Source organism: Paenibacillus hunanensis (assembly GCF_034055775.1).
Classification (GTDB): domain Bacteria; phylum Bacillota; class Bacilli; order Paenibacillales; family Paenibacillaceae; genus Saccharibacillus; species Saccharibacillus hunanensis.
In genome coordinates, this window is sequence record NZ_CP139194.1 from 2,200,476 (window position 1) to 2,214,646 (window position 14,171).

11 protein-coding genes are annotated in these 14,171 nt (G+C 46.2%); 10 read left to right on the forward strand and 1 reads right to left on the reverse strand.

Annotated elements, in window-relative coordinates; genetic code table 11:
- Window positions 1–349: 349 nt before the first annotated feature.
- Window positions 350–1,216, reverse strand: a complete 867-nt coding sequence (locus SK066_RS08945) for an AraC family transcriptional regulator (RefSeq protein ID WP_250343484.1) — start codon at window positions 1,214–1,216, stop codon at window positions 350–352.
- A gap of 962 nt (window positions 1,217–2,178) precedes the next feature.
- Here SK066_RS08945 and SK066_RS08950 point away from each other — a divergent pair.
- From SK066_RS08950 to SK066_RS08995, 10 genes are all read left to right on the forward strand, one after another.
- Window positions 2,179–2,532 (forward strand): hypothetical protein, encoded by a 354-nt coding sequence (locus tag SK066_RS08950; RefSeq protein ID WP_320544399.1) that lies wholly within the window; start codon window positions 2,179–2,181, stop codon window positions 2,530–2,532.
- 369 nt (window positions 2,533–2,901) lie between these two features.
- Window positions 2,902–3,390 (forward strand): hypothetical protein, encoded by a 489-nt coding sequence (locus SK066_RS08955; protein ID WP_188775224.1) that lies wholly within the window; start codon window positions 2,902–2,904, stop codon window positions 3,388–3,390.
- Between the two features lie 385 nt (window positions 3,391–3,775).
- On the forward strand, window positions 3,776–4,306 hold the full coding sequence (locus tag SK066_RS08960; protein WP_320544400.1) for a VanZ family protein: 531 nt from the start codon (window positions 3,776–3,778) through the stop codon (window positions 4,304–4,306).
- Window positions 4,307–4,972: 666 nt separating this feature from the next.
- The gene (locus SK066_RS08965) at window positions 4,973–7,036 is read left to right on the forward strand and encodes a heparinase II/III family protein (RefSeq protein ID WP_320544401.1); all 2,064 of its coding nucleotides are present in this window, start codon (window positions 4,973–4,975) and stop codon (window positions 7,034–7,036) included.
- Between the two features lie 39 nt (window positions 7,037–7,075).
- The gene (locus SK066_RS08970; protein WP_320544402.1) at window positions 7,076–9,055 is read left to right on the forward strand and encodes a glycosyl hydrolase; all 1,980 of its coding nucleotides are present in this window, start codon (window positions 7,076–7,078) and stop codon (window positions 9,053–9,055) included.
- Window positions 9,056–9,508: 453 nt separating this feature from the next.
- A complete protein-coding gene (locus SK066_RS08975) occupies window positions 9,509–9,961 on the forward strand; it encodes a MarR family winged helix-turn-helix transcriptional regulator (protein ID WP_229685706.1) in 453 nt (150 codons plus the stop codon).
- Window positions 9,948–11,009, forward strand: coding sequence for a threonine aldolase family protein (locus SK066_RS08980; RefSeq protein WP_320544403.1), 1,062 nt, complete (start codon window positions 9,948–9,950; stop codon window positions 11,007–11,009). The genes SK066_RS08975 and SK066_RS08980 overlap by 14 nt, the downstream gene beginning before the upstream one ends.
- 74 nt (window positions 11,010–11,083) lie before the next feature.
- Entirely contained in the window at window positions 11,084–11,593 is a 510-nt protein-coding gene (locus tag SK066_RS08985; RefSeq protein WP_320544404.1) for a GNAT family N-acetyltransferase, read from the forward strand.
- Between the two features lie 365 nt (window positions 11,594–11,958).
- Window positions 11,959–13,134 (forward strand): glycoside hydrolase family 88 protein, encoded by a 1,176-nt coding sequence (locus SK066_RS08990; protein WP_320544405.1) that lies wholly within the window; start codon window positions 11,959–11,961, stop codon window positions 13,132–13,134.
- A 556-nt stretch (window positions 13,135–13,690) separates the two neighbouring features.
- A complete protein-coding gene (locus SK066_RS08995) occupies window positions 13,691–13,903 on the forward strand; it encodes a hypothetical protein (protein WP_320544406.1) in 213 nt (70 codons plus the stop codon).
- Window positions 13,904–14,171 lie beyond the last annotated feature (268 nt).

Below are 14,171 nucleotides of genomic sequence, written 5' to 3' on the forward strand. Positions count from 1 at the left end.
AAAGTAAGCGATCTGCTATTTTTCCGTTAAATATTATTAGCAATTCTGCTCTAAGCTGGCTGCTCTAACATGGCGGTTGAAGCAGCATGGAATGCATCAACAACGCTACCTGTGTAAGAGTCGCATCTTCCTATTGCAGATGAGGCAGGGAAGTACAATCGTGATCACGAGTGCGATGCTGCGGAGCATAACGGTGCTGCTGGTGGGATCAAGCTAATCGCAATACAAAGCCGAGTACACAGCAAAAAGGCTGGAACGCCATGTTCTAGCCTTTTGCTATTTCGATCGCTATATAGCAGTATGCACAATGACTGCATAAACTTAGATAAGACGAAATGCCGCTATCCGATTATGTCCATTCTTTACGATATGCAAGTGGCGTGCATTCCACCCGTGCCTTGAACAGATTAATAAAATGAGACACATTGTAAATGCCGACCTCACTTGCAATTTGCTGGATACTTTTATCTGAATAACGAAGCATGTGCTTGGCGGTGTTGATCCGAATATTGATCAAATATTCAATAGGCGGCAATCCGATATGCTGCTTAAAATCGCGACTCAGCTGAAACTTGTTAACAGCATACTTTTTCGCCAGATCGTCGAGTGTGATCGGCTCGGTATAATGCTCCTCCAAATATTGCTGCAAATCCAGCACCGGAGCTGGAATACGTCCATGCTTATCGCCTGCATACACCGATTGTAATAAAATATCGGTTAACAGCTGTACGATTAGCTGAGAGCTGATCAGCTCGGTTTTATTGCTGCGCGGCGTTTGAATATTCAATAGTCGTTGCATCAGCCCAGGAATGGCAGAATACTCATTTACATGGCAAACAGGCAACTGGCGCTGACTGAACGGTGCATAATAGCCCTCCATCGCTTCCCCGCGAATATGAAGCCACAGAAATTCCCATTCTTCCTCACGTACGGCTTCATACCGATGATAATCCATGCAATGGATGAAGAATAGATCGCCGCGTCCGAGTGCATAATCCGTATCGCCATAACGTAGCTTTCCACGACCGGATTGTGTATACAAAATGAGATACGAATTCAAATGCTCGTGCTCTGTAGCATAAGGAAAGGCAGTTTTGAAATGGCCGATCTCCTGTACAAAAAAATAAAAAGCCTGTGCAGTAGAAGATGGCGTTAAAATGAGGCGAATTGAATCTTCGGTTTGTATATGCGAAGCTTTCTCCCAGTAGCTCGTCATGTAGCTCTTCCTCCTGCATAGGTAGCGTTAAATTGCATTTCATTCCGGTTCACTACGCGGTAGATATGGCATGAATCAGGGATGAAGTTTAAATTGCAGGTCATATCAGAATAATTGCGAATACTGGAAAACAGATTAAAGATCGATGTGGAATCCCAGATCAGGGATGATACGTATCTGACGGTATGCGGAATGATAATTAAATTGTAAGCGTTATCTTTCAATTAATCAATACAAGACAAAGTAAAAAGGCCACCCGCAGGTGACCTTTCTAACCCAAATGGCGCTATTTAAATCTGACCGCATCCCGCGCCACCGGAAAGTTCTGGTGATTAAGCCAGAACCTCGGCTTGGGTAAAGGACGCGTTCAACATGTGATTATTGATGTTGACGCACCTCCTTTCTGTATGGGGATAGTTTAGCATAGGTTTACATAAACATCTAGCCCTATTTACAAAAAAATCAAAAAATATTTATTTGTTCGTATCCATTATTAGATGATAATTTTAAAATATGAACAAATATACAGTTTGTGTACTTTATTTTCGGATAATGAAGCAGTATGAGCAAATAATTAGTGAAATTTTGTCGATTTGATGTATAATCGCTATTAAATATAGCAAAATAATTATAAGTATATAATGGCAATAATGTGCAATAATAGGTGAGCGGACGAACAGGGTGGTGTTTGTTCGGCACCTAATGGTAGAATGATTACTCCATTGCTATAACGATGAGCACAGATTACAATGGCTGAATGCAGCCGCCGCTTGGATCGGATAGCACAATCATGTGAGCACGCGCAGCTTGTACAATACAGTAAGACATCCACCTGTACAACAAGAACACGACAAGAAGTAATGGAGAGCATGATGAAGCTAGCTATTGAATTAATTCCTATTCCTACAATGAATGTCAATGTACGAAGTCATATCAGCTCTTATCGCTGGAGACAGCTTAGCTTGAACGTTCAACGCCGTGATGGCTATGCCTGTGTCATTTGTGGACGGCGAAAGGGTCATGAGGTACATAAACTGCATTGTCATGAGCAATGGGAGTTTGATGAAGAGCTTGGAATCCAACGTCTGGTCGATATGATCTCGCTGTGCTTTCAATGTCATATGATCAAGCATATCGGATTTGCAGATATGCAGGGCTGGATCGAGCAATATGCATTGATTGAGCATTTTTGTAAGGTGAACGAGGTGGAGCGAGAGCAGTTTGCGATTCATCTGGATGAGTCTGTACAGCAATGGATCATACGCAACCGTATCGATTGGACGGTCGATATGAGCATCTATAGCCAGTATGGATAAAATAAAGCAGGTAGTGAAGCGATAGCAGGCAATGACGGTCTACTCGTTAATAAGCTATTACAGCGCGCATTTGCAACCAGTGATACAATAGACTAGCAAGTCCTAAACAATCTACTATGCATGTATTTGTACCTTTACTGCAATTTAAATGTTTTCACATCAACCAGGAGTTAATGACGATATGGCAGCAACTAGCCGAGAAGATTCCCTTTTGAATCAAGGGCTAGCAGGAACGTCTTGCTACGGAATATCTTGAATTCTGTCAAAGCTGATTACGAATTCTATAACATGGAATTTTAGTTAAATTCACGCTTTGATTAAAACGATATTTTGTAGTACATTAGCTTTTGAAGAAAGAGGAGGTTTCTAATGTACTCAAGCAAACAGAGTGACGCTTTACACATCATGACTTACACCCTGAACAGTGGAATTAAGGGTACTGTACCCCTGTCTAACCAACAGATCGAAGAATGGCTTGAAAGCTACAGAACCAATACACGCTTTGTGACGAGTATAGGCAAGGAATTTTTTGGTCTGAACCCGGAACTCGTTGCCGATTTTAAAGTACAGAATCAATTCTCTGATTATCAGCGTGTGATTGTGCCTAATCAGCAGCCAGATGAAGCAGAAGAGCATCTGAGCAGCGCTTATAAGCAAAATGGAGTACTGATCAAGGTGGATTGCAAATGTGGTACAGCTTACACAACCGATTCACCGATGATGCGCACCAAATGGTATTGTACAAAGTGTAAGGAAATCGTATTTTTAGACCCGAAAAAGGGCAAGGTCGAAACATCTCGTGGTGAAGCGTATTATATGACCAATAAATATTTCGTGGAGCGTGCTCCCATCGAATAGCAAGCCAGAAAAGCAGTCTACAAGTTCATCATTGAATCGGTAAGCAGGAAAATAGGAACCTGTGAGAGTGGAAGCGCTCGTTGCCGTGAAGCTGGATTGTATGACTGCTTTTGCTGTTGTCGTTGGCATTGTTCAAATGTAAATAATGATGAATTATCTGTGCTATATACGAGCACATATAATGGAAAACAGCTATAAGTAAGCGATAGGAAAAGTACAGGCTGATAAAGGATAGAGCTACTGGCTTTGCTGGGTAACTAAGAGCGCGATCGCGAATCATCAATAACATTCACTTGAAAGAAGTCATTTGAATCAAAGTGGATGTTACTGGTATAATACACGGCATATGTGCAAGAACGGAGTCGTTTGGAAAGGGGAATACACTATGCGCTCAGACTTGCCCTTCTATGCTTCGCGATCATCGCGGCGTGTTCGTCCGATTCCACTGCTCATCTGGTCGCTACTGACGATCGGCTGGATGGTGTTCATTTTTATGATGTCCAATCAGCCCTATCAGGAGCAGGATGTGAAGCCACTGCTGGCTAGCTGGATTGCCGAGCCTTCGCTTGCAGCGATCACGCCGATGATCGAATTTAGCTATGGTGGTTATACGGTGAGTGGAAGTGAGCCGTATGCGTTCTGGGAATTTTTCATCCGTAAGGGTGGTCATGTATCTGAATTTGCGCTACTGACATTTTTGCTCGTGCGTGTAGGTTCTTCGCTAACGCGTTCTACGTATATGCCACTGATATGGGCAGCTATTATTGCGTATGCATATGCGGCTACAGATGAATGGCATCAGACATGGATTGCAGGTCGTACAGGTCATTTTAGCGATACATTGATTGATGCGATCGGGATTGTACTGGTTATGATCGTGTATGCGTTTGTTCGTTATCGGAGACAGAGAAAGTAAGTCATGATGGATAAAAGGGTGAGCTGTAATGGCTTGCCCTTTTATTGTTGGTTGTGTCTGTAGTGTGTTTGTGCAGGTGACGTAATTATAAATAGCTCATACTGGGGTTCGGTTGGTCTAAAGAAGAAAAAGAAGATACTTACTATAGTGAGTGACTAGAAAAATAGAAGTGAGTGAATAAACAGAACAGAGAAAAGAGAAGAGAAAAAAGAAGAGAAAAAAGACACACAGAAGATAGATCAGAGAAATGAGCAAATAAAATAATACATACTAGATCAAATAAAGGGATAAGAGCTTTTAAAAGAAATCCAACTGAATTGTGCATACATATAGCAGGATGATGGCTATACTTTTATTTTTGAAAGCGTTATTTTATTAAGCGATGGGAATTAGCTGGTTTTTGCAGCAGTGCAGCAGATTAATGAATACAGGTTAAAATCGAAGCTTTCCAGGATACTTTCTAAGCTAGAGGGATATGGTGTAGCGGAGGATGAGGTGGCTCTATCTCTATAGTATGAAGTGGAGTAAGAAGTAGGGGTACTGGTACGTTATAGTACGCCTGGAGCAATAGGCATAACTATAGGTTCGTCATAGTACACATGGAGTAATAATTAGAGGAATCTATGCATCATAGCATGAAATCTAGCTTGAGTAAGGAGTGTTGAAATGAATAGCGATTTGCTACATTCTATACAGCCTGCGTCGCTTTGGCGGATAGAGGATATCCGTACACGTCTGCTGATCACGATGCAGCATCCAGCCTATACGGACTGGTGGCAGGATATCGAGCAGTATGCTCGGCGTGCGCTGGTTGAAGGATTACCTGCGCTGCGATTTGAGCTATTTCGACAGTTTGCAGATGAAGGGCAGCGTATTCCGTATGAGCAGGTGTATTTTGATCGTCGGGGGAAAGTGGGAAGTCTTGCGATTATGCTACTGCGGCTCCAAGCGAAGTGTCAGCAGCAAGAGCGTGTAGATACGGATAGCACCAGACAGGTCGTGGAGCAGGGGCTACAAGAACGGCATATACAGCAACAACAGAAAAAACAACAGCAACGACAACAACAGCAGAATCATATATTAGAATTAGACATAAATGAAATACGATTCGCGCTAGAGGAGGCGCTCTGGGATCTATGCGGTGAATACACATGGTGCTTGCCAGCACATCTGCCAGCAGAGGCGAATACACCAGCATGGCAGGAGATTGACCTGTTTACAGCCGAAACAACGGGGATGCTTGCAGAGCTTTGCATATTACTAGATGGCAGCATTGATCCGAGAATAATCCAGCGGATGCAGCTGGAAATTCGGCGACGTGTGCTGGATGTGCTGGTGGATGGCGAGCGGCATTTTGGCTGGGAGACGGCAGAGCATAACTGGGCGGCAGTATGTGCGAGTGGCTGCGGTATAGCCGCGCTACTTGTCGAGCAGCATGCTGGACGCCGGCAGCGGATATTGAAGCGTGTGCTTCAAGCAGTGGATTATTTTCTAAAGGGCTATGGTGAAGATGGAGGTTGCGGAGAAGGGATCGGTTACTGGGTATACGGGTTTGGTTATTTTACATATTTGATCGATATGTTGGAAGCGGCAGGCCATCCGGTTCAGCTGAGCGAGGCGCAGCAACGTAAAATACAGGCAATTGCTGCGTTTCCGCAGGCGGCACATCTGTCTGGCGGTGTGTTTGTTAACTTTTCAGACAGCGAGGAGCGGCAAACATTGCCAGCTGGACTACTGAGTCGTCTGGCAGAACGGCAGGGCGTGAGCATCTCGTTACCGTTTGAAATGCCGTTATTTAGCCAGGATCACTGTCATCGCTGGGCGCATATGCTGCGTGATCTGTTATGGTCGAAGCCTGAGCGCTGGGGTGTGAATGATACCAATCCAGCTGATCAAGTTGAAAGCCGCGTTAGTAGCCATTATTGGCGTGATCTGGAATGGCTGGTTGTGCCGGGCAAGGTAGGCTTTGCTGCTAAAGGTGGGCATAATGACGAGCCGCATAATCATAATGATCTGGGTAGCTTCATTATTCATGGCGGTGGGCAGAATCTGCTCTGCGATCCTGGCGCTGGGATGTACACACAGGCCTATTTTGCACCGGGTCGAGAAGCGATTTTGCATATTTCCTCTGCTGGGCATTCGGTGCCTCGTATTAATGGGATGGAGCAGCAATCAGGACGTGAACAGGCAGCGGTCGTGCTAGAGGTAGAGCAGAAGGCACAGGAAACGGTATTCATGCTGGAGCTAGCTGCTGCTTATCCAACAGCAGTGGGGCTGACCAGCTTTACACGTCGTTTTCACTGGCAGTCGCTGGCTACAGCAGAAGCGGCAACTAGGATGGCTAAGCTGGAAGTACAGGATCGGTTTATTTTCAAGCAAGACGAGGCGATAAGTGGGGATAAGCTTGAGATTAACGAGCGCTTTATGAGCCGGATCAAGCCGCATATCGGTGAGCAGGGCATTCTCTGGCAGGGAGAACAGGCACTGGTACGGCTGGATATCGTCAAAGGACAGTATGATATTTATACCGAGGAACTCGCCAGCTATGATCATGAAGGGCAGCCGATCACATTGTATCGAACGAATGTGGTACTGATACAGAGTAGGCAAGCGTTAGCCGCCAGGCAGGAGCTGGGTGCTATGCACCACATTGCTGATGAGAATCAGGAGCGATGTATTCACTGTCTGTTCACGTTTACAGTGATTGCGCACGAGCCGTTGAACGACTAGGAGACAGATGATCGAAAATATCGAAAGGGAGCAATTTACATGGAGCAGCAGACAAGGGTGAATCTTGGATATCAGCAGCCTTATCGCTGGCAAGATAACTTTCAAGCGTATGAGAGTAAGCTGGAGCAGTGTGAGCCGCTGGAATCGTCATGGAATCTGGCACGCCGATTGCGATTGTTAACAAGGTTGGTGGAGCATTATCGAGCCTACCAGCAGCCCCACGGTGCGATTCATGATCCCTATTCTGAGCAGGAACGTTATTATTCGACCCCTTCCTATGCCATGGCAGCGGCTGTACTCGTATCCAAAGGACGCACCGACCTGCTCGAATCAGCAGCCTCAGCGCTAACCTGTAGCATACAGGCCCTGGTGGAGCAGCGCGCACCGGATGGGCATCCAGACTTTTTCCCAATTATGATCATGGGGGCGTATCGCATGCTCAAGCCACTTTTGCCCCAGCAGGCACTTCACTGGCAGCAGCAATTGCAGCAGATTGAGCCAGAGGCTACATATGTATTTACGATGAGTAAAATGAACAATCCGAACCGTATGATCAACTGGAATGCGATTATGCTATCCGGTGAATATATGCGTTATGCCGAAGGATTAGGCGGTGAAGATACACGCTGGATGGATACGTATCTACAGCGATACCATGTGCCGCGCTTTACCTCGCTGGGCTTGTATCAGGATGGGCCACTGAATATGCCGAATTGCCCCTTTGCTTATGATATTGTGACCCGCTACCACCTGACCCTGATGCTGCTGGCAGGCTATGAAGGAGAGACAGCAGATGTAGTGCAGGAGCTACTATGGCGCGGTGCTCGCAGCTCGCTACTCATGCTGTCTCCACTTGGCGAATGGCCCACTCGTGGACGCAGTTCTCAGCATCAATGGAATGAAGCGACTGCGGCGCTAATTTTCACCGTGCAGGCCATTCGTGAAGCGAAGCAGGGGCAGAGCAAGCTGGCAGGAGCCTTTCGTCAGGCAACCGATCTGACATGGGAAGCAATAGAGCGCTGGCAGACGGAAGCAGGTGATCTGCACATTGTACGCAATTATTACACACCTGAGCAGCGGCATGGGTATGAAATTTATACGAATCATACGTGCTACAATCTATGGACAGCTGCCGCGCTCGCCTATGCCATTGATTATGGTGAGGAGCTGGAAAGTATAACTCCTTATCCAACTCCTGCCTTATGTACGAGCTATACACTGGAAACGGATGGCTGGTTTCAAACGATATTGAGCGGTGTTGCTGGACAGCAGCTTGTCTGGCATACCGCGCTCAATGATCCGTATAATATTCCCGGTCTGTCTCGCATCCATCGCGCTGGCATATCCGGCTTGATCGGTCCTTCGTCAGCAGGATATCGGGATCAGGGCTTTACCCGTTTTGCTGAGGGAGAGGTGTTTCCGTTGATTCATGAACCTGCATGGCAAACAGAGGATGGAGCATGGCATCAGCTGGCAGATGGGATTCATACGAGCGTGCCATTTGATTGCGATGCGGGTGTCGATCCAGCTGATGGTGGCGGTGGTTATCGCATCGTGGAAGCCAGGCATGAGGAGCAGATGGCACGGCTCGTCATGGAATGGAGTGGCCCTTTGCCTGGTGGTGTAAGGCAGATTCAAGCGATTTATGAGCAGCGACCGGGCATCGTTCAGGTGAGTTATCGAATGATGGATGCAGATCAGTCTTCTATTCGTAGACTGGGAGCCTGGATTCCGTTATTTATGTATGATGGCAAGGAGGCTGCTGTATTGGAAGTGTCGGAAACATCAGAGTCGACCCTTGGAGTAGACACCGCTGTAGAGAGTCTTCATTTACGCTATAGCAATGGGCGGTTGTCGCTACGCTGTCTGACCCCTGGAAGTACAATGAATTTTCCACCGGAAGCGAGTCATGTAGCGAGTCGCAACGGACTATTAAAAGGTGTTCGACTGGAGGGTGCACAGTATAGCTCCTATATCTCCTATGAGCTAAGGCTGGAAAAGGATGATCTGTCACTGTAATGTACAATTCAAAAGGATAACTACAAGCAAGAATCTAGAAGCAAGAATGATATATAAAGAAATAAATGTATTCATGATGCTTAACGAATCAATACTACAATTCGTGTCTACTGGCCAGGTGTAGGAATAACTGAACGTCTTTTATTTTAAAGCGAATCAAATACGATGTGGCGATAGCCCTTCATCCTTGCTGTAGGCTGTACATAGCAAGGAAAAGGGCTATTTCTCATTATATATGTATATATTTACATATTATGAGTATTTATACGATTCGAAGCACAAAATTTAGTTGACATTGTCCACAATAGACACTATATTTAATTTTAATCAAAAGTGGACTTTGTCCACTAAATAATAGAGATCATACTCTATCGCCGCTGCTATACATAGGATATCAAGATACAGCATGAGTCTGATGAAAAGCACAGCATGAATCTGGGAGTGAATACGAAGATGGATAAGGCGATGATCGCTGATATTCGGCATTTTAATCGAAGATATACGAATATGATTGGGGTGCTCAATGGGCATGTGCTGGATAGCGGATACTCGTTTACCGAAGCGCGTGTGATCATCGAGATCGGCATGAATGAGCCATGTATCGCCAATATGCTGGTCGATTCGCTGAATATTGATCGTAGCTATATGAGCCGAATCATTCGTCGTCTGGTGAAGCTGGGACTGCTGTACAAGCAATCCTCGGCTGACGATCAGCGTGTGAGTCTCTTACGACTAACCGATGAGGGGAAGGCAGTATATAAGGAGCTGGATGATCGATCCAATGAGCTGATTATTCGTCTCTTCCGTGCTCTGCCATCTGATGAGCTGGAAGAGATGCATGCTGCGATGCAAAAGATTCAACAAAAATTAGATCAATTGGAGCGAAGAGACGATGATACGATTTGAGAGTGATTATACAGAAGGTGCGCATGAGCGCATTATGAACAAAATGGTAGCCACCAATATGGTGCAGACCAGCGGCTACGGCGTTGATGAATATTGTGAACGCGCACGTCAGTATATCCGTACAGCCTGTGGCAATGAAGCGGCTGATGTTCATTTTCTCGTGGGCGGTACGCAGACGAATATGACGGTCATCTCTAGTATTTTACGTCCGCATCAGGGAGTTATCGCAGCGGTTACCGGTCATATTGCTGTACATGAGACCGGGGCAATCGAAGCGACAGGGCATAAGATTCTCACACTACCAAGTGATGATGGTAAAATTACTGCCGCTCAAGTACAGCAGCTGTATGAGCAGCACTGGAACGATGCGACCCATGAGCATATTACGCAGCCAGGCATGGTCTACATTTCCCAGCCGACTGAAAATGGCACGATTTACAGCCACGCGGAGCTGGAAGCCTTATATGAAATCTGTCAGCAGCACCAGCTACCCCTGTATATCGATGGCGCACGTCTTGGTTATGCGCTCGCTTCACCTGAAAATGATCTGACGCTGGAGCGTATCGCAGAGCTATGCGATGTATTTTACATCGGTGGAACTAAGGTCGGAGCGCTAATGGGTGAAGCGGTCGTATTTGTGAATGATCGCTTGAAAAAGGATTTCCGTTATCTGATCAAGCAGCGTGGTGGAATGCTGGCAAAGGGACGCATTCTCGGCATTCAGTTTGAAACGCTATTTGAGGATGGCTTGTACATGGAGGTATCGCAGCATGCTGTTCAGCAGGCACTACGTATTCGTGGTGCCTTTGCCGCGCAGGGCTTTACATTCCGCTATGACTCTTCAACGAATCAGCAATTCCCGATCGTCTCGAATGAGGTGCTGGACAAGCTACGCAATAAGTATTCCTTTTCTCTATGGGAAAAAGTCGATGAGCAGCACAGTGCGATTCGCTTTTGCACTAGCTGGGCAACGCAGGTGGAGCAGGTCGATGAGCTGGTAAACGATATTGCCCAATTAGAGCCTGTATCCTCGCTTATAGGACGATAAATCAGAACCACGGACAGACAGGAAACAATCTGGCTAGCTATTTACAATAAGCATATGTATAAGGGGGACTGAGTATGAACATTAGACCGATCGAGCCGAAGGATAACGCAGCGATTGAACGTATTATTAAAGAGTCACTGGAGTCATTCGGGCTGAACCTGCCGGGGACTGCTTACTTTGACCCGCAGCTTCGCCAGCTGGCTGAATATTATAATAGTGATCCACGTATGGCTTACTGGGTCGCTGTTACAGATGATGATACGGTAGTCGGCGGGGCAGGAATAGGCACTTTTGGCAAAGAAACTGAAGTGTGTGAGCTACAGAAGCTGTATATTATACCAGAAGCACAGGGCAAAGGGCTGTCTCGTCTGTTGGTGCAAAAGGCGCTTGATTTTGCCGCTCAGCATTATAAGTATTGCTATCTGGAAACCTTTGATCGGTTGGAAGTGGCGAATACGCTGTATCTCAAGTTCGGCTTCCGTCAGCTGGAGCGACCACTGGATGGCACCGAGCATAATGCATGCGATGCCTGGTATATAAAGGATCTGGCCCCAGCGAATGAAGCATCTGCAGTGAATGAATAATAGTTGAAAACAGGTCGGTTGCACAGGGGATAGCGTGTAGCCGACCTGTTTTATGTGCAGGTTTGACTTTGAAGCTGTTGGGAACTAGATAGAGATCCGTATTCACAAGCTGATAGCCAGTAGCAATCTATACTGGCTACATTACAGGTTGTTTTTAGGATTTCCATACCTGATTGTAGTTTCCATCATCGTAATATCGTAAATTCCATAGTTTCCATAACGAAAATTCCTTTGACGCTTCTTTTTGTAAACGTTATCATTTCGGTAGAAGAATGTTGTTGATCATGGTTAGAAATTGCATAATTTTCTCACGTTATACATATCGTAAGCAGGCACACGCCTGTCATCAGCAAAGGAGAGAGTATATGAGCAGCGTGTCATCTAACGAATGGGTACATGAAGCATGGAAGTGGGCAACGGATAAGACGATAACACAGGCGAGCATTACCAGAGATCATTTTCCACATGTGGCGGAGCATGGAGTGTATGATCGCTGTGATCCGCAGTGGTGGACAGCAGGCTTTTGGCCGGGGCTTCTCTGGCTCGTGCATAAGTACAATCCAGCGTTTACGGCTGAAACGGACACAAAGCAGCTGGCATCTCAGCAGCTAGCTCAATGGGCGCAAAGCTGTGAACGCCAGCTAGAGCCATGTCTGCATGATACAGAACAGGTTGATCATGATCTCGGATTTATCTGGCTGCTCAGCGGTGTAGCGCATTATAAGCAGACTGGAAATGCCGAAGCGAGACGGCGTAGTCTATTAGCAGCCAACCTGCTTGCTGCGCGGTTCAATGTCAAAGGCCATTATATTCGAGCATGGAATTTTGAATCTGCGCATATGGATACACGCGGGGTGGCGATCATCGATAGTATGATGAATTTGCCCCTGCTTTACTGGGCTTCACTGGAAACGGGCGATCCTCGTTACTATGAACTGGCTACGCTTCATGCGAATACGGTCGCTCGTGAATTCGTGCGAGCGGATCATTCGATCTGTCATGTGATTGAGTTCGATCCCCTTACAGGTCACAAGCGCCACGAGCATGGGGGTCAAGGCTACGCTCCCGGCTCTGCATGGGCACGTGGTACGGCGTGGGCATTACATGGATTCGCTCTATCCTATGCCTACACCAAAGATGCCAGATATTTAGAAATTAGCCGTCAGACCGCTGGCTTCTTCCTCCAGCAAATGGGTGATGATATCGTGCCTTACTGGGACTTTCGCGCCCCGGAAGCGAATCGCAATGCCTATGATTCGTCTGCAACCGCCATCGCTGCCAGCGGTATGCTAGAGCTCGCCAAATACGTCGACGAGTCTGAAAGCGAATCTCTGCAACAAGCAGCTTCTCGCCTGATATCAGGGCTATACGCTCGCTACTCTACACGTCATAGCAACGATGAAGGAATGATCACCTACGGCACCGTACATTATCCTGAAAATCGTCAGCTGAATGTGCCGATTATTTATGGAGATTATTTCTTCGTTGAAGCACTCGCTAAGCTCCGTGGTGAGCAGGGATTGTTTACACCAGGGCTGTAAGGTAACGGAATGAATGTCTAGGAGCAACATTGCATAATGATAAGGATTTCTGCATGATTGTACGCCATCATTTATTGTTTGCAACAGGGATATCTCTGTTTTATGAAGCCACATCTTATAGGATGCAGGCCATACAGGGGAGGAATAAGCGAACTGTGCAGGTTCTTATTCCTTCCTTCAATTATTGCCATTCGCTATACACTATATGTATTGCAAGCTATACCTCAGCAACATAGTAGAAGCTATACACCAGCGACATAGTAACGGAATCTATTAGATCGATCTCTCTATTTCCCCGTTCAGCATAACATTTAGCTCTGTTTATCCCACTAAAAATCTCATTCTGCCGATCTTATCTCAAACCCAACTACCCATCCAGCCTAACATCAACCTCCGTTGCCCCTTGACGACATTTCATCCATGTGAAAGGATAGACCTCAGAGGGATCATGCAACACCTGTACGGACAAGATACATGTAATCGACAACAAGCCGTGCTGACGATGCCCGGTTTTTTTGCCATGATAGGAATGGATATATGAAAAAGGAGGATCAGCATGAGCGATACGATACAGCCAGCTCTAGTTCACATCGAGCAGCTGCTGCAAAAGCAACAGCTTAGTACAGAGGATCATAATGCGCTCCAGCAGCTGCTCGATACTGTACAGCAGCTACAAGCAGATAACAAAAGACTACGCACCGCATTGGTCAAAGCCAACAGCAAAAAGCCGAAAATGTCCAGTCGACTCAAAGATGCTCTATACGAGTAAACAAAGTCCAGCAGGTCGAGCGAAGCTGGCTTGTACAGCGATAAGCCAAGCCCGACTTTACATAGCGTAGCCCTGCATCAATCGATTCTGCTATTATTTTGCTCCTTGAACTAAGATGCAATTCAGTATTAAGATGATGTGGTGTCTGCATGATAGGATGGATGCAAATAGATGCACCTGATGATGGACGCCTTGGCACTAACGTTGATCCTGGATTTACAATGACAGGATCGGAACGCAAAAGGAACATTAAGCCTAACGACCATGT